General features: G+C 71.2%; 14 protein-coding genes. 10 read left to right on the top strand and 4 right to left on the bottom strand.

Annotated elements, in window-relative coordinates; genetic code table 11:
* Positions 1-297: 297 nt before the first annotated feature.
* The 3 genes from OHA89_RS09455 to OHA89_RS09445 all read left to right on the top strand — a co-directional run bounded on the left by OHA89_RS09455 (position 298) and on the right by OHA89_RS09445 (position 3,050).
* The gene (locus OHA89_RS09455) at positions 298-684 is read left to right on the top strand and encodes a hypothetical protein (protein ID WP_406365884.1); all 387 of its coding nucleotides are present in this window, start codon (positions 298-300) and stop codon (positions 682-684) included.
* Between the two features lie 61 nt (positions 685-745).
* Complete coding sequence (locus OHA89_RS09450; RefSeq protein ID WP_406365882.1) at positions 746-2,488, top strand: pyruvate dehydrogenase; 1,743 nt, start codon at positions 746-748, stop codon at positions 2,486-2,488.
* Positions 2,489-2,663: 175 nt separating this feature from the next.
* On the top strand, positions 2,664-3,050 hold the full coding sequence (locus OHA89_RS09445; protein ID WP_257559288.1) for an ATP-binding protein: 387 nt from the start codon (positions 2,664-2,666) through the stop codon (positions 3,048-3,050).
* A 36-nt stretch (positions 3,051-3,086) separates the two neighbouring features.
* On the opposite strand, the gene OHA89_RS09440 is transcribed toward OHA89_RS09445, so the two are convergent.
* Positions 3,087-4,145 (bottom strand): DUF2637 domain-containing protein, encoded by a 1,059-nt coding sequence (locus OHA89_RS09440; protein WP_257553642.1) that lies wholly within the window; start codon positions 4,143-4,145, stop codon positions 3,087-3,089.
* 196 nt (positions 4,146-4,341) lie between these two features.
* The gene (locus OHA89_RS09435) at positions 4,342-5,202 is read right to left on the bottom strand and encodes a (2Fe-2S)-binding protein (RefSeq protein ID WP_406365880.1); all 861 of its coding nucleotides are present in this window, start codon (positions 5,200-5,202) and stop codon (positions 4,342-4,344) included.
* 103 nt (positions 5,203-5,305) lie between these two features.
* Between OHA89_RS09435 and OHA89_RS09430 the strand changes: the two genes are divergently transcribed.
* A complete protein-coding gene (locus tag OHA89_RS09430; protein WP_266614194.1) occupies positions 5,306-5,971 on the top strand; it encodes a GntR family transcriptional regulator in 666 nt (221 codons plus the stop codon).
* A gap of 32 nt (positions 5,972-6,003) precedes the next feature.
* Here the strand turns inward: OHA89_RS09430 and OHA89_RS09425 are convergent, their stop codons facing one another.
* Entirely contained in the window at positions 6,004-6,771 is a 768-nt protein-coding gene (locus OHA89_RS09425; protein ID WP_215146407.1) for a hypothetical protein, read from the bottom strand.
* A 180-nt stretch (positions 6,772-6,951) separates the two neighbouring features.
* On the bottom strand, positions 6,952-8,631 hold the full coding sequence (locus OHA89_RS09420) for a PucR family transcriptional regulator (protein ID WP_266614192.1): 1,680 nt from the start codon (positions 8,629-8,631) through the stop codon (positions 6,952-6,954).
* Positions 8,632-8,885: 254 nt separating this feature from the next.
* Between OHA89_RS09420 and OHA89_RS09415 the strand changes: the two genes are divergently transcribed.
* The 6 genes from OHA89_RS09415 to OHA89_RS09390 all read left to right on the top strand — a co-directional run bounded on the left by OHA89_RS09415 (position 8,886) and on the right by OHA89_RS09390 (position 17,248).
* Positions 8,886-9,782, top strand: a complete 897-nt coding sequence (locus OHA89_RS09415; protein ID WP_215146374.1) for a xanthine dehydrogenase family protein subunit M — start codon at positions 8,886-8,888, stop codon at positions 9,780-9,782.
* A gap of 2 nt (positions 9,783-9,784) precedes the next feature.
* Positions 9,785-10,390 carry a (2Fe-2S)-binding protein gene (locus OHA89_RS09410; RefSeq protein ID WP_406365879.1) on the top strand — a complete coding sequence of 202 codons (606 nt, stop codon included), beginning with the start codon at positions 9,785-9,787 and terminating at the stop codon, positions 10,388-10,390.
* A 2-nt stretch (positions 10,391-10,392) separates the two neighbouring features.
* Positions 10,393-12,798, top strand: coding sequence for a xanthine dehydrogenase family protein molybdopterin-binding subunit (locus OHA89_RS09405; protein WP_266614191.1), 2,406 nt, complete (start codon positions 10,393-10,395; stop codon positions 12,796-12,798).
* Between the two features lie 331 nt (positions 12,799-13,129).
* Positions 13,130-14,593, top strand: coding sequence for an NCS2 family permease (locus OHA89_RS09400; protein WP_215146377.1), 1,464 nt, complete (start codon positions 13,130-13,132; stop codon positions 14,591-14,593).
* A 111-nt stretch (positions 14,594-14,704) separates the two neighbouring features.
* Positions 14,705-15,865 (top strand): XdhC family protein, encoded by a 1,161-nt coding sequence (locus OHA89_RS09395; protein WP_406365878.1) that lies wholly within the window; start codon positions 14,705-14,707, stop codon positions 15,863-15,865.
* 129 nt (positions 15,866-15,994) lie between these two features.
* Positions 15,995-17,248, top strand: coding sequence for a YncE family protein (locus OHA89_RS09390; protein ID WP_266614185.1), 1,254 nt, complete (start codon positions 15,995-15,997; stop codon positions 17,246-17,248).
* Positions 17,249-17,358: the final 110 nt, after the last annotated feature.

Raw genomic sequence — 17,358 nt, 5'->3', positions numbered from 1 at the left:
CACCGCCCGGTTCGGCGGCGGCGACGACGCCCTGGTCCTGGTGGCCCTCGCCGGCGGCGACCGGGCCGCCCCCGAGCCGCGGAGGCCGCCGCCGAGCTCTGCCGCACCGTCGCGGCGGCCGTCGGGCGGAGCCAGGAGCGGCTGGCCGACGACATCCGGGCCGGGCGCCGCGACGCCCTCCGCTCGGGCCTCCAGCGCCTCACCGACCGGGGCTACGGGCGGCTGCGGGCCCGCGCCGCCGAGCTGGGGCTCGCCGAGGAGGCGTACACCGCCGGACTGCGCGGCCTGCTGCTCCCGGTGGACCCCGAATGCCGGACCCGGGTGTGCTTCGGCTCCGGCGCGGGCGGGCTGTTCCGGCTGCGGTCCGGAGAGTGGCGGGACCTGGAGCCGGTGGAGGAGCGCTCCGCCGACCCCCGCAGGCCCGCAGAGCCGGGAGAGCCCGCGGATCCCGCCGACGGGGGCTTCCGGTTCCGCGCGTCCGTGGCCCACCCGGGCGACACCCTGCTGCTGTGCTCCGGCGGCCTGGCGGAGCCGATGCGCGAGGAGCCGGTCCTCCCGGCCGAGCTCGCCGCGCGCTGGGCCGAGCCGGAACCGCCCGGCCTCGCGGCCTTCCTCGCGGACACCCAGCTCCGGCTCAAGGGCTACGCCGACGACCGAACCGCCGCCGCGGTCTGGGAGGCGTAACCGGCGCATACATGGCTGGATGGGAGGCACACGCGACGGAGAACCGAAGGGTGCTACCCCCATGGCCAAGCAGAACGTGGCAGAGCAGTTCGTCGACATCCTCGTGCGCGCCGGCGTGCGCAGGCTGTACGGGGTCGTCGGAGATAGCCTCAACCCGGTGGTGGACGCGATCCGCCGGACGGATGGCATCGACTGGATCCAGGTCCGCCACGAGGAGACGGCGGCCTTCGCGGCCGGCGCCGAGGCCCAGATCACCGGCCGCCTGGCCGCCTGCGCCGGCTCCTGCGGCCCGGGAAACCTGCACCTGATCAACGGCCTGTACGACGCCCACCGCTCCATGGCCCCGGTCCTCGCGCTCGCCTCGCACATCCCCTCCTCGGAGATCGGCCTCGGCTACTTCCAGGAGACCCACCCCGACCGGCTGTTCAGCGAGTGCAGCCACTACAGCGAGTTGATCTCCAACCCCCGGCAGATGCCGCGGGTGCTCCAGACCGCCATCCAGCACGCCGTCGGCCGCAGCGGGGTCGGCGTCGTCGCGCTGCCCGGGGACATCGCCGCGGAGCCCGCCCCGGAGAAGTCGGTGGAGCACGCGCTCGTCACCGCCCGGCCCTCGGTCCGCCCCGGCGACGGCGAGATCGAGAAGCTTGTCCGCCTCGTCGACGAGGCCGACAAGGTCACGCTCTTCTGCGGCAGCGGCACCGCCGGGGCGCACGCCGAGGTGATGGAGTTCGCCGGCCGGGTCAAGGCGCCCATCGGGCACGCCCTGCGCGGGAAGGAGTGGATCCAGTACGACAATCCGTACGACGTCGGTATGAGCGGGCTCCTCGGCTACGGCGCGGCCTACGAGGCGACCCACGAGTGCGATCTGCTGATCCTGCTCGGCACGGACTTCCCGTACAACGCCTTCCTCCCCGACGACGTGAAGATCGTCCAGGTGGACATCCGGCCCGAACACCTCGGGCGCCGCTCCAAGTTGGACCTCGCGGTCTGGGGAGACGTACGGGAGACCCTGCGCGCCCTGAACGCGCGGGTGAAGGCCAAGACGGACCGCCGCTTCCTGGACAGGATGCTGAAGAAGCACGCGGACGCCCTGGAAGGGGTGGTCAAGGCCTACACGCGCAAGGTGGAGAAGCACACACCCATCCACCCCGAGTACGTGGCCTCGGTGCTCGACGAACTCTCCGACGAGGACGCCGTGTTCACCGTCGACACCGGCATGTGCAATGTGTGGGCGGCGCGCTATCTTTCCCCGAACGGCAAGCGGCGCATCATCGGTTCCTTCAGTCACGGCTCCATGGCCAATGCCCTCCCGCAGGCCATCGGCGCACAGTTCACCGACCGGGGCCGTCAAGTGGTGTCGATGTCGGGTGACGGCGGTTTCTCGATGCTGATGGGAGATTTCCTCACCCTGGTGCAGTACGACCTGCCCGTCAAAGTGGTCCTCTTCAACAACTCATCCCTCGGTATGGTCGAGTTGGAGATGTTGGTTTCCGGCCTGCCCTCCTACGGAACGGCGAACAAGAACCCCGATTTCGCCGCCATCGCCCGCGCGGCGGGCGCGTACGGGGTCCGAGTGGAGAAGCCCAAGCAGCTCACGGGGGCTTTGAAGGACGCTTTCCGGCACAAGGGACCCGCTCTGGTGGACGTGGTGACCGATCCCAATGCCCTGTCGATTCCGCCGAGGATCAGCGCCGAGATGGTGACCGGATTCGCACTTTCGGCCAGCAAGATCGTGCTGGACGGCGGGGTGGGCCGGATGATCCAGATGGCTCGATCCAACCTCCGCAACGTGCCGCGCCCTTGAGCCCGCAGGAGTGCGGACCGGTCCGGGGGGCATGCATCCCGTAGACCTGTTCGAGAGCAATGAACGCGGGAGGTAGACCGCCGTGCGGGTGGGGGCGAACACGGGGAAACTGTGGAAGAGGGGCCGGCCGGTACCGCGGGAGCCCTCCGTCGAGGACGGGGGAGCGGCGGACGCGCTGGAGATCAGCCGGAGCGTGCGCCGGGCGGATCTGAAGGCCGTGGGTGAAGTCCGGCGTTCTTTACGGGAGTTACTGCGCCACCGGTGCCGGGCCGACGCCGCGGAGGTGGCCGAACTCCTGGTCACCGAGCTCGTCACCAACGCCCTCGTCCACACCGAGCAGGGCGCGGAGGTCTCCGCGAGCCTCGCCGCCGCCCGGCTGCGGGTGGAGGTCCGGGACTACGCCTCCCGGCGGCCCCTGCCGTACGTACCGACCGCCGACGACGGTACGCACGGCAGGGGGCTGGTGCTGGTGCAGGCGCTCGCCGACGCGTGGGGCGTGGACGTGGTGGAACCGGGCCGCGGCAAGGTGGTCTGGTTCGAACTGGACGGAGGGCTCGCCTGAGCGGGCGAGCCCTCCGGGGTCCGGGGCCGGGACCGGTCAGCCGAACTGCTGCTCCAGGTCCTTGAGTTTGCGTTCCAGCGAATCGAGCCGCGGGATCGTCTGGGTGTCGTCCTCGGCGGTGAGGTCCACCGTCCGGGGACCGGTCACCTCAAGGGACTCGGTCCTGCTGACGGCCTGCAGGGAGGGCCTTCGGCGCGGGGGCAGTTGTCCTGAATCCGGTATGGCCGGCTCCGCGCCGACCGGCGCGGAGCCCGCTCCCTGCGTCAGTTCCGGGAGGTCGACCTGGCGGGCGCGGGTCCGCCCGAAGGCCCGGTGCTGCCGGCCCAGTGCCCTGATGTGCGCACGGTCCAGGCGGTGCTGCTCCCGCCTGCGGTGCCGGTCGTTCTCCTTCTCCTTCTTGTCCTCGCGCACCTCGTCCACGGCCTCGTCGAGCGTGCGCACCCCCTCCAGCAGCATGAGCGACCACGCGCCGAAGGTCTCCCGGGGGGCCCGCAGCCAGCGGACCATCCGGATCTGCGGCAACGGCCTGGGGATCAGGCCCTGTTCGCGCAGCGCCGCCCGGCGGGTCTGCTTGAGGGCCCGGTCGAAGAGGACGGCCGCCGAGAGGGACATGCCGGCGAAGAACTGCGGGGCCCCGTCGTGGCCCATCCCGCGCGGTGCGTGCACCCAGTTGAACCAGGCGGCCGCCCCCGCGAACAGCCAGACCAGCATGCGCGAGCCGAGGGCCGCGTCACCGTGGCTGGCCTCGCGGACGGCGAGCACCGAGCAGAACATGGCGGCGCCGTCGAGGCCGAAGGGGACCAGATACTCCCAGCCCCCGGAGAGGTTGAGGTTCTGCCGCCCGAAGCCGACCAGCCCGTGGAAGGAGAGCGCGGCGGCGACCGCCGCGCAGCAGAAGAGCAGGACGTAGGAGGCGGTGCCGTAGACGGCCTCCTTGCGCCTGCGGCGCTCCTCGCTGCGCTCCCAGCTGTCGTCGGCAGCGGCCTTCTCGCTCTCGCGCTTGCCACGGGCCAGTACCGCAACTGCCGCAAGTACGCCCAGGATCAGCAGGCTGCCGGGCAGCAGCCAGTCCAGCGATATGTCGGTCAGTCTCATGCGGGTGTCCCTTGCCTCTGCCTCGCGTGTGCGGCCTTCCGGCGCCATAGTGGCGCAGCGGATCGGCCCGGCACGCCGGTTTCGGGGCAAGTGGACGCCATCGGGGGGCGGGGCCCGCCGGATAGGGTGTTGTAGCTCGAACTGGCGCCCGTACGAGCTGAGTTGAGTTCGAATAGCGTCACCCTTGGGGGTGGGTTCAGCTCGGGATTGCCTCGGCCGCCGCCGTGAGCCGGGCGATACGGTCCGCGTCGCAGGTCCGGGGGCAGGTGACGCAGGTGTCGTCCGGCCGGATCGTGTAGAAGAGGCAGCAGCTCGCCCGGTCCCGGGTGGGCAGCTCGCCGCCGTCCGGCCCGGCGAGCGTACGGAATCCCGCGCCCCCCGTGTACGGGGCGGTCGAGCCGGGCAGGAGCGCCTCCAGCTCGGCCATGGCCCGCTGCTCCTCGCCGAGCAGGTGGCCGACGTACCAGAGGCTCTCGACGACCTCGTCGGTCACCATGCCCCACAGGGCGCGGCGGCCGCGCCGCATGCGCGGGCCGAAGCCTGCCAGCACCGGTTCGAGGTGCTGGGCCACCGCAGCCCGCACCTCGGCGCGCAGGGCCTCCTCGTCGGGCACGACCCGGGCCCCGGGGAGAGCGGCCGCCGGGTCGTCCGGCAGGCAGGAGAAACTTTCGACGTGTACGGCCATCCGGCCCAGCGTCCGGTGGAAGGCCACCCGGGAGGCCGGGAGCCGGGGGACCCGCCGGTGCAGGAACCACGGCACGGTGATCAGCAGGCAGGCCGGCCACGCGTACCGGTGCAGCCCGAAGCTCGCGACCACGTCGGGGCGGGCCTGTTGCCCGTAGTCCCGCAGCACCTGGGCTTCGTCCCAGGCGAGGAAGGTGTCCAGGGCCGGTCCGCCCGCCGCGAGCTCGTCCGCGCCGACCCAGCCCGCACCGCTGGGGGCGGGGTCGTGCGCGGACCGCTCGATGACCAGGAGCCCGGCGTAGGCCTCGGCCAGCCGGGCGTACGCGTCCGCCACCGGGGAGGAGACGGCGGGGTGAACGGCCGTGACGGTCATGACGGACCACCAAATCGCGCGATCGTTAACAGGTTAGCCTTACCTTACCCGAACTCGATCAGGCCGTATCCTCGGGACAGGCCGACATCCCGAGGAGGACCGAGTGCACGACACGGCCCGAGCCCGGGTACCGGCTCAGACGCGGAAAGTGCTGCGCCATTCGGTGCGCGGACAGATCCTCGACGCGCTGCGCGCGGCGCTGGTCGACGGTGAGCTGGTGCCGGGCGAGATCTACTCGGGTCCGGCGCTGGGCGACCGCTTCGGCGTCTCCGCGACCCCCGTGCGCGAGGCGATGCAGCAGCTGGCCCTGGAGGGGGCGGTGGAATGCCTCCCGAACCGGGGCTTCCGCGTCCTGTCGCGCACGCCGCGCGAGCTGGCGGAGCTGGCCGAGGTACGGGCCATGCTCGAGGTCCCCGTCATGCTCCGGCTGGCCCGTTCCGTGCCCGCGGCGACGTGGGAGGCCCTGCGGCCGGCCGCGGCCGCCACGGTGGAGGCGGCGGCGGCGGGCGACGTACCGGGGTACGCGGAGGCGGACCGGGCCTTCCACCGCGAGATCCTCGCGCTGGCCGGGAACGACCAGCTGGTCCAGGTGGCCGAGGACCTCCACCGGCGGGCGCAGTGGCCCCTGCCGGGCGCTCCGCGGGTGCGGCGGGCGGAGCTCGTCGCCGACGCGGCGGAGCATGCGGCGCTGCTGGAGGCCCTGACCGCCGGTGACCTCCCGGTCGTGGAGTCCCTGGTCCGCGAACACTTCACGGGCTCCGCCCCCTGACCCGGGGCGGAGCGCCGTGTGGGTGCCGGTGGCTACGCCGCGGGCGAAGGGGCGGGGTGGAGCTGGTCCGCCAGCCAGGTGGGGATGCCGCCCAGGAGGTGGAACAGGCGGCGGGCCTCAGCGCGGAGACGGGCGGCCTCGGGCTCCGGCTCGGCTTCGGCCAGCGCGGCCAGCGCCGGGGCCGTGCCGATCAGGAACCCCAGCTCCTCCCGGATCCGAAGGGACTCCAGAAAGCCGTGGCGGGCCTCCGCGACCTCACCGTCCCGCAGGGCCAGCGCGGCCAGGTGCCGCCAGGTGAACGACAGCAGCAGGGTGTCCCCGTGCGCCTCGGCCCCCGCATGGGCCCGGTGGTACGCCGGCCGCGCCGACTGCGGGGCGTCCGCCAGATGCTCGGCGACCAGGCCCCGCCGGAAGTCCAGCAGCGGACGGGTCCGGGACCCCGGCGACAGCAGGGCCGCCGCCCGGCCCAGCGCGGAGCGGGCCTCGTCGGCCCGGTCCCGTACGCCGAGCACGGTCGCGGCGTACGCCAGCTGGCCCCGCTCGCACGCGGCCGCCCCGCGGTCGTCGTCGTCCTGCGCGACCGCCTCGGCGACCCGCAGCGCGTCCTCGGCCTCGGCCCAGCCCTGACCCGTGAACAGGCACCGCTCGACCAGCAGCGCGGTCCGCTGCACGGCGGCTCCCGCGTTTCCCAGGTGCGGCGTCAGCAGCGCCGCCGCGTCGGTCCAACAGCCGCGCGAGCGCAGCCGCCATATCGCCCGCTGGAGGGGGTCTTCTCCCCCGGTAGTTCCGGCACCCGACATGGCGGTATCCGCCACATTGCCCTCCCCGAAGCAACCAAGCAGCACATCATTGAGCCCTGGGGCGAAATGAGAGCACGGATCTGCGGCTCCGGCCAAGGGGTCGGGTGAACTCTTTCACAAAGTCCGGACGGATCATCAGCCGCCCCGGGCCGGAACCCGTCGGCCCCGGGGCGGATCTTCTCAGCTCATGCGCAGTGCCAGGAAGAAGTCGAGCTTGTCCTCCAGCCGGGACAGGTCACGCCCCGTCAACTGCTCGATTCGCCCAACCCGGTAGCGCAGCGTGTTGACGTGCAGGTGCAGCCGCGTCGCGCAGCGGGTCCAGGAGCCGTCGCAGTCCAGGAAGGCCTCCAGCGTCGGAATCAGCTCCGCACGGTGGCGCCGGTCGTAGTCCCGCAGCGGGTCCAGCAGCCGGGCCGTGAAGGCGCGCCGCACGTCGTCCGGCACGAACGGCAGCAGCAGCACGTGCGAGGCCAGCTCGTGGTGTCCGGCCGCGCAGACCCGGCCCGGGCGGGCCGCGGCGACCCGGCGGGCGTGCCGGGCCTCCTCCAGCGCCCCGCGCAGCCCCTCGGCGGAGTGCACGGCCGCGCTGACGCCCAGCGTGAGCCGCCCGTCGTCGGCCAGACCGGCCTGCAGGGGGTCGCGTACGGCCGAGAGCAGCTCGTCGGCGTGCAGGGCCGAGTCGGGGCCCTTGTCCTCCCCGCCCTCCCCGGTCAGCGAGGGCAGCGGCACCAGGGCGATGGCCTCGTCCCCGGCGTGGGCGACGGCGATCCGGTCCGAGGGCTCCGGCCCCGAGACGGACGGGTCGACGAGGATCTCCTCCAGCAGCGACTGGGCCACCGGGCCGCCGGGGATGTCCCCGCCGTCCCAGTCCACCCGGGCCACGACGACCTGCCAGTGCGGGGCCGCGCCCAGGCCGGGCAGCAGCACCGGCGCCGCCACCCGCAGGCGGGCGGCGATCTCGGCGGGCGGAGCACCCGTCTGGACCAGTTCGAGGACCTCTTGTGCGAGACGGCGGCGCACCGTGCGGGCCGCGTCGCGCCGGTCCCGCTCTACGGCGATCAGCTGGGTGACGCCCTGGAGCAGGTCCAGGCGCTCGGCGGGCCAGTCGCCCGCGTCCGCCTCCACGGCCAGCAGCCAGTCCGACAGCACGCTCTCGCGCACGTCCCGGGAGCCCGGCCCGGTGGCGCCCCGGCCGTGTCCCCTGATCGGGAAGAGCGAGTAGGTAATACCCTGAATGGAGATCCGGTGCGGTCCCCTGCGGCCCGTCCGGACCGCCGCGAGGTGCTCACTCGCCAGGGCCGCGCAGACGCCCGGTGCCAGCGGCTCGCCCGCCCCGGCGATCTGCCGGCCGGTGGGGGACAGCACCCAGGCCCGGAGATCGAGGTCGGTGGTGAGCAGATCCAGCACCACATCCGGTCCACCGCCCGCCGGACCCGAGGTCATCAGGCGCCGGTGGCGGTCCACGACGGCCGCGAGATCGCCCGCGCGCTCTCCGGAGACCTGCCGCACCACGTACTCGGTGATCGTGGCGAATGCAACGTCCTCGTTCACGGCGAACAGCGGCAGACGGTTGCGCAGACAGGCCGAGACCAGATCATCCGGGATGTCTCCCAGCTCCGCCTCGCCGGCGGCGAGCCCGGCGACGCCCGCGCTCGCGAGGATTCGTACGAACGGCTCGGAGTCGGCTGAATTTCTACGCCAGGCCAGGCCAGTGAGGACGAGCTCGCCCCCGGTCAGGTATCGGCTGGGATCACGCAGGTCGGTCGTCATGACCCCGCGGACCGTCCGGTCGAGTTCATCCTCGCCGCCCAGCAGCCGCAGCCCCAGCGCCTCGGTTTCCAGCAGTGCGCGCAGCCGCATGATGTCGCCGCCGATCTGTCTCGAATGTTGCCGTTGGAAATCGGGCAGGTCGTTGCATCCTGCCTTTCATACGAATCTACAAGACGAGGGAGGCCGTCAGCCAACTCCTTCATGGTTTCGGTGACTGCACCCGGGGGACAGGCGGCCGGTGTACTGAGTCCACACCGCGTTAACAGCACGTGAACGACCAGTCGAGGGCCCGTAGGCCTCCTGGCTTGAAGTGAACGACACGATGAAGAAGAAGAGAGCCGCACATGGACTTCCTTCGCCCCGCCAGCTGGGAGGAGGCGCTCGCCGCTAAGGCCGAGTTCCCCACAGCTGTGCCGATTGCGGGTGGCACCGATGTGATGGTCGAGATCAACTTCGACCACCGTCGGCCGGAGTACCTCCTGGACCTGAACCGCATCGGTCTGCTGCGGGAGTGGGAGGTCGGCGAGGACGTGGTTCGTCTGGGCGCCTCCGTCCCGTACACGCAGATCATGGAAAACCTCCGCACGGAGCTTCCGGGTCTCGCGCTCGCCTCGCACACGGTCGCGTCCCCGCAGATCCGTAACCGCGGCGGCGTCGGCGGCAACCTCGGTTGCGCCTCGCCGGCAGGTGACTCCCACCCCGCACTGCTCGCCGCCGGCGCGCAGGTCGAGGTGGAGTCCGTACGCGGCTCTCGCCTGATCCCGATCGACGAGTTCTACACCGGCGTCAAGCGCAACGCGCTCGCCGCCGACGAGCTCATCAAGACCATCCACATCGACAAGGCGGATGGTCCCCAGCAGTACTCCAAGGTCGGCTCCCGCAACGCGATGGTCATCGCGGTCTGCGCGTTCGGCCTGGCCCTGCACCCGGAGACCCGCACGGTCCGCACCGGCATCGGTTCGGCCGCGCCGACCCCGATCCGTGCGAAGGCCGCCGAGGAGTTCCTGAACGCCGCGCTCGAAGAGGGCGGCTTCTGGGAGTCGGGCAAGGTCATCACCCCGTCGATCGCCAAGCAGTTCGGTGACCTCGCCTCCGGCGCGGCCAACCCGATCGACGACGTCCGCGGCACGGCGAAGTACCGCCGTCACGCGGTCGGCATCATGGCTCGCCGCCAGCTCGTCTGGACCTGGGAGCAGTACCGCGGTACCGGCAACGGCCGCTCGCTTGAAGGGGCTGCGTAATCATGCGCGTCAATTTCACTGTCAACGGCCGTCAGCAGGAAGCCGACGACGTATGGGAGGGCGAGTCCCTTCTCTACGTCCTGCGCGAGCGCCTGGGCCTGCCCGGTTCGAAGAACGCCTGTGAGCAGGGCGAGTGCGGTTCCTGCACCGTCCGTCTCGACGGCGTGCCGGTCTGTTCCTGTCTGGTCGCGGCCGGTCAGGTCGAGGGTCGCGACGTCGTGACCGTCGAGGGCCTGGCGGAGTTCGCCAAGCAGCGCGACGAGCACGGCCACGGCGGTGCCTGCGGCACCGGCGGCGGCTGCGGCAGCAAGGGCGTGTCCCTGGACGCGGCCAAGCAGTGGCAGGCCAAGCCGGGCGACTCGCAGACCGGTGAGGGCGTCGAGCTCTCCAACATCCAGCAGGCGTTCATCGACGCCGGCGCCGTCCAGTGCGGTTTCTGCACCCCGGGCCTCCTGGTCCAGGCCGACGCGCTGCTCGAGGAGAACTCCTCCCCGTCCGACCAGGACATCCGTGAGGCCCTGTCCGGCAACCTCTGCCGTTGCACGGGCTACGAGAAGATCCTCGACGCGGTCCGCCTGGCGGCCGCCCGTCAGGCAGAGGCGGTCTGACCATGGCCCAGAACACGCGCACGGTTCCGGCGGGTACGCCGACCAACGTCACGCAGAAGCACAACAAGGGCGGCATCGGCGAGTCCACGCTCCGCCCGGACGGCACCCTCAAGGTCACCGGCGAGTTCGCGTACTCCTCGGACATGTGGCACGAGGACATGCTGTGGGGCCAGACCCTGCGCAGCACCGTCGCCCACGCCGAGATCGTCTCCATCGACATCTCCGAGGCGCTCGCGATGCCCGGCGTCTACTCGGTGCTGACGTACGACGACCTGCCGGCCGAGATGAAGAACTACGGCCTCGAGATCCAGGACACCCCGGTTCTCGCCAACGGCCGGGTACGTCACCACGGTGAGCCGGTCGCCCTCGTGGCCGCCGACCACCCGGAGACCGCCCGCCGCGCGGCCGCCAAGATCAAGATCGACTACAAGGAGCTGCCGCTCGTCACGGACGAGGCCTCCGCCCTCGCCCCCGGCGCGCCGCTGATCCACGAGGGCCGCGACGACCACCACATCGGTCACGTCCCGCACCCGAACATCGTGCACCGCCAGCCGATCATCCGCGGCAACGTGGAAGAGGCCCGCAAGCGCGCCGACGTCATCGTCGAGGGCGAGTACACCTTCGGCATGCAGGACCAGGCCTTCCTCGGCCCGGAGTCCGGCCTGGCCGTGCCCTCCGAGGACGGCGGCGTCGAGCTCTACGTCGCCACCCAGTGGCTGCACTCGGACCTCGGGCAGATCGCCCCGGTCCTGGGTCTGCCGCCGGAGAAGGTCCGCATGACGCTCTCCGGCGTCGGCGGTGCCTTCGGTGGCCGCGAGGACATCTCGATGCAGATCCACGCCTGCCTCCTGGCCCTGGCCACGAACAAGCCGGTCAAGATCGTCTACAACCGCTTCGAGTCCTTCTTCGGACACGTGCACCGCCACCCGGCGAAGCTCTACTACGAGCACGGCGCCACCAAGGACGGCAAGCTCACGCACATGAAGTGCAAGATCGTCCTGGACGGCGGCGCGTACGCGTCCGCTTCCCCGGCGGTCGTGGGCAACGCCTCCTCCCTCTCGGTCGGTCCGTACGTCCTGGAGGACGTGGACATCGAGGCGATCGCGCTCTACACGAACAACCCGCCCTGCGGCGCGATGCGCGGCTTCGGCGCCGTCCAGGCCTGCTTCGCCTACGAGGCCCAGATGGACAAGCTCGCGGAGAAGCTGGGCATGGACCCGGTCGAGTTCCGCCAGCTGAACGCCATGGAGATGGGCACGGTCATGCCCACCGGCCAGGTCGTGGACGCCCCGGCGCCCGTCGCCGAGCTGCTGCGCCGGGTCAAGGCCCGCCCGCTGCCGCCGGAGCGCCAGTGGGAGAGCGCCGGAGAGAACGCGGACGTCCGCGCGCTGCCCGGTGGCCTCTCGAACACCACCCACGGCGAAGGCGTCGTCCGCGGCGTCGGCTACGCGGTCGGCATCAAGAACGTCGGCTTCTCCGAGGGCTTCGACGACTACTCGACCGCCCGCGTGCGCCTCGAGGTCATCAACGGCGAGCCCGTCGCGATGGTCCACACGGCCATGGCGGAGGTCGGCCAGGGCGGCATCACCGTCCACGCGCAGATCGCCCGTACGGAGCTGGGTGTCACGCAGGTGACCATCCACCCGGCCGACACGCAGGTCGGCTCCGCCGGTTCCACGTCCGCCTCCCGGCAGACGTACATGACCGGTGGCGCCGTGAAGAACACCTGTGAGGCCGTCCGCGAGGCCCTGCTGGAGATAGGCCGCCGCAAGAACGGCTCGTACCACCCGGCGTGGGCCACGGCCGAGCTGCTGCTCGAAGGCGGAAAGGTCGTCACCGACGGCGGCGAGGTCCTCGCGGACATCGCCGACATCCTGGAGGGCGAGGACGCGATCGACCTCGAGCTCGAGTACCGTCACCACCCGACCGTCCCGTTCGACCTGGTCACCGGTCAGGGCAACGGCCACGTCCAGTACACCTTCGCCGCGCACCGCGCGGTCGTCGAGGTGGACACCGAGCTCGGCCTGGTCAAGGTCGTCGAGCTGGCGACCGCCCAGGACGTCGGCAAGGCGCTCAACATGCTCTCCGTGGTCGGCCAGATCCAGGGTGGTACCACCCAGGGCCTCGGCGTCGCGATCATGGAAGAGATCATCGTGGACCCGAAGACCGCGAAGGTGCGCAACCCCTCCTTCACGGACTACCTGATCCCGACCATCCTCGACACCCCGACCATCCCGGTCGACGTCCTGGAGCTCGCCGACCCGAAGGCCCCGTACGGCCTGCGCGGCATGGGCGAGGCCCCGACCCTCTCGTCCACCCCGGCCGTCCTCGCGGCGATCCGGCAGGCGACCGGTCTGGAGCTCAACAAGACGCCGATCCGTCCGGAAGCCCTCACCGGGACCCTCTAGGACGGCGTGGTCCGGGGGCCGCGAGGCCCCCGGACCCCCTCAGACTCTCCGGGCGGTGCGACATGGGAACGTCACACTTCACACCGCGCCGCCCGGAGTACGAAGTACCGCACCGCTCGCGGTCCGTTTCACCCGGCAGTACCCCTGCACCCAGCAACACCCCCAGCAGTACCGGAATACCAGCGGTAACCCCCGCAGTACCCGCAGTACACGCAGAACTTTCGCGTCGCCTCGGGCCGTCACCCCGGGTCGTGCAGCCAACGCAGCATCCCAAATCCCGCGTCTCCAATCTTTATGCGGGTGCCCCTTTGAACCTTGGGAGTTAGGCACCATGACCCAGTCGTCTGTGGAGCCCAAGACCACCGCGGAAGAGGCCGGCGACGGCTCTCGCACCCCCGCCGGGCGTTCTTGGCTCGATCGGTACTTTCACATAACGCACAGAGGTTCCAACGTCGGCAATGAGGTTCGTGGCGGTATCACGACCTTCATGGCCATGGCGTACATCCTCTTGCTCAACCCCCTGCTCCTCTCGGGCAAGGACGTCGCGGGCACCGTGATGGACGGATCGGCGATCATCACCGCCACCGCCTTCGCCGCGGCCGTCACCACCCTCCTCATGGGCTTCGTCGGCAAGGTGCCGCTGGCCCTCGCCGCCGGCCTCTCCGTGTCCGGCGTGCTCGCCTCGCAGGTAGCCCCGCAGATGACCTGGCCGCAGGCCATGGGCATGTGCGTGGTCTACGGCGTCGTGATCTGTCTCCTGGTCGTCACCGGCCTCCGCGAGATGATCATGAACGCCATCCCCCTCGCGCTGAAGCACGCCATCACCATGGGCATCGGCCTGTTCGTCGCCCTGATCGGCTTCGTGAAGGCCGGGTTCGTCGGCAACGGCGGGGAGTTCATGCCCCCCGTCCAGCTCGGTGCGACCGGTGAGCTGTCCGGCTGGCCCGTGCTGCTCTTCGCCGTCACCCTGATCACCATCTTCATGCTCCAGGCCCGCAAGGTCCGCGGCGCGATCCTGATCGGCATCGTCGGTGGCACCGTCCTCGCCGCGATCATCAACCTCATCGTGGACATCGACCCGAAGGCCTGGAAGAACGGTCCGCCGGAGCTCAGCGGCTCCGCGGTCTCGATGCCGGACTTCTCGCTCTTCGGCGACGTCTCCTTCGGCGGCTGGGGCGACGTCGGCTACATGACGGTCGGCATGATCGTCTTCACCCTGGTGCTCGCCGGCTTCTTCGACGCCATGGCCACCATCATCGGCGTCGGCACCGAGGCCAAGCTGGCCGACGACAAGGGCCGCATGCCGGGCCTGTCCAAGGCTCTGTTCATCGACGGCGCCGGTGGCGCCATCGGTGGCGTCGCGGGCGGCTCCGGCCAGACCGTGTTCGTCGAGTCCGCGACCGGCGTCGGTGAGGGAGCCCGCACGGGCCTCGCCTCCGTGGTCACCGGCCTGTTCTTCGCCGCCTGCCTCTTCTTCACCCCGATCACCCAGATCGTCCCGGGTGAGGTCGCCTCCGCGGCCCTGGTCGTCATCGGCGCGATGATGATGCAGAACGCGCGCCACGTGGACTGGGCCGACAGCTCGACCTCGATCCCGGTCTTCCTGACCGTCGTGATCATGCCGTTCACCTACTCGATCACCGCCGGTGTCGCCGCGGGAGTCATCTCCTACGTCGCCATCAAGATCGCTCAGGGCAAGGCCCGTGAGATCGGCGGCTTCATGTGGGCGCTGACCGGAATCTTCCTGGTCTTCTTCTCGCTCCACCCGATCGAGGGCTGGCTCGGAGTCGGCTGACCAGGCCGTATCCGGCCCGGTCGTACCCGATCCGTACAGCCTGATCCGTACGAAGTACCGCGCTCTCCACGTATCCGATACTGGAAACCGAACCTCTCCGAGGAGGCCCCCATGCTGGACATCGCCGAAGAACTGAACCGGTGGGTCGAGCAGGGACGAGACTTCGCCGTCGCCACCGTGGTGGCGGTCGGCGGGAGCGCGCCCCGGCAGCCCGGGGCCGCGCTCGCCGTCGACAGCGAGGGCACGGCCATCGGCTCGGTTTCCGGTGGATGCGTGGAGGGCGCGGTGTACGAGCTGTGCCGGCAGGCGCTGGAGGACGGCGAGACCGTCGCCGAGCGCTTCGGGTACAGCGACGACGATGCCTTCGCCGTGGGCCTGACCTGCGGCGGGATCATCGACATCCTGGTGACCCCGGTCCCCGTGGGCTCTCCCGTACGGGAGGTGTTCGCGGCCGGTCTGGCCGCCGCCGCCCGCGGGGAGGCGGCGGCGGTCGCCCGGATCGCCGAGGGCCCGGCCGAGCTGATGGGCCGCGCCGTGTTCGTCCGTACCGAAGGCGCCTGGGAGGGCGGTTTCGGCGGACACCCCGAGCTGGACCGCACCATCGCCGAAGAGGCCCGCGCCATGCTCGACGCCGGCCGGACCGGCGTGCTGGAGATGGGCGCCGACGGCCGGCTCTGCGGAGAGCCGCTCAAGGTGCTGGTCGAGTCCAGCGTCCCGCCGCCCCGGATGATCGTCTTCGGCGCCATCGACTTCGCCTCCGCCCTCGTGCGCATCGGCAAGTTCCTCGGCTACCGGGTCACCGTCTGCGACGCGCGCCCGGTCTTCGCGACGAAGACCCGCTTCCCCGAGGCGGACGAGATCGTCGTCGACTGGCCGCACCGCTACCTGGAGAGCACCGCAGTGGACGGCCGTACCGTCCTGTGCGTGCTCACCCACGACGCCAAGTTCGACGTCCCGCTCCTCGAACTGGCCCTCCGGCTGCCCGTCGCCTACGTCGGCGCCATGGGCTCCCGCCGCACCCACGAGGACCGCAGCAAGCGGCTCCGCGAGGTCGGCGTGACCGAGCTCGAACTGGCCCGGCTGCGCTCCCCGATCGGCCTGGACCTCGGCGCCCGCTCCCCGGAGGAGACCGCGCTGTCCATCGCCGCCGAGATCGTCGCCAACCGCCGCGGCGGCAGCGGCGCCGCGCTGACCGGCGCGCACATCCCGATCCACCCCGATCCGCAGGGCGTCTCGAACGCGGTGATCGGCCGGATCGGTTCCGTCGCTTGAAGAGCTGAACTCCGTACGTGAGGAAGGGCGCGACCCCTAGGGGTTGCGCCCGTTTGGCGTTCCGCCTATTTTACCGGCCGGTAACAGGAGGCACCCTCTCCATCCCTTCCCCCCACCGGAGTTGAACGGATGTCACGTACCCTCCGCACCCTGGCCGCGCTCGCCGCGGCCACGCTGCTGACCTCCTTCGCGCCCGCCGCGGCCGCTCCGGCCACGGCCGCTTCCGGCGACGGCGGCCTGCGCGAGGTGCTCTACGTCGGGAACAACTGGGAGGGGACCGCCGACGTCCTCGCCTCCACCGGCGATCTCGCCAAGGTCGGCCGGATCAACGTCATACCCGACAAGGCGGAGCGGCTCCGGGAGATCTACCTCAACCCGGTCAAGCTCGGCTTCTTCCTCGGCATCCGGGAAACCGCGGGCGAGGGCCACGACCAGTTCGTGGACGACATGTACACCACCCCCGACGGCTCGGCCGTCGTCGCCTCCCGGCCCAGCTTCGCCGACGTCGTGTCCATCGACGTACGGACGGGGCGGATCAACTGGCGCTTCGCCGTCGCCGGTTACCGTGCCGACCACATGGCCGTCTCGCCCGACGGCACCCGCGTCGCCGTATCGGCCTCCACCGCCAACACCGTGCACGTCCTCGACATCGCCACGGGCCGGGAGGCCGGCTCCTTCACCACCGGCGACAAGCCCCACGAGAACACCTTCACCCGCGACGGCCGCCACCTGTGGAACAGCTCCATCGGGGACGTGACCTCCGCCCTCGACGCGCCCTGGCTGGACTGGACGAAGGGCGACCGGAAGATCACCGTGGTCGACGCGCAGACCTTCCGCACGGTCAAGGTCATCGACATGCGCGAGCGGCTGGACGCCTTCGGCCGCCGGGACCTGTCCGACGCCGTACGTCCCGTCTCCTTCAGCCCCGACGAGTCCAAGCTCTACTTCCAGGTGTCGTTCTTCGCCGGCTTCCTGGAGTACGACGTGGCCACCGACCGGATCACCCGCCTCAAGAACCTGCCCGAGAACCCGGCCACCAGCACCGACCGCACCAAGTGGGTCAACGACTCCCGCCACCACGGCATGTCCATGAGCCCGGACGGGACCAAGCTCTGCATCGCGGGCACCATGGACGACTACGCGACCGTCGTGGACCGGGCCACCCTCGCCGAGGGTCCGCTCGTGCCCGCCGACAAGCCGTACTGGGCCACCGTCGACGGCGACGGTACGGCCTGCGTCATCTCCGAGAGCGGTTCGGACCGGGTGACGGCCATCGACTTCGCCACCGGCACCAAGCGGGTGTCCGTCCCCGTCGGGGACCACCCGCAGCGCGTCCGGCTCGGACACGTCCCGGCGGGCTGGACGGGTCCCGCCACCGGGTGACGCGCGCCCCCGAACAGGTGCCGGCCCGCCCCGGCCGGCTGCGGGCCGGCACCTGCAAACTGGTCAAACGTGCAGATCCAGCCACTATGAGGTGACCGGTCCGCCGATGA

The sequence above is a fragment of the Streptomyces sp. NBC_01546 genome (genome assembly GCF_045208355.1).
GTDB lineage: Bacteria > Actinomycetota > Actinomycetes > Streptomycetales > Streptomycetaceae > Streptomyces.
Note: the sequence above shows the minus strand (reverse complement) of the source record. Positions and strands in the feature narration are given on the sequence as shown.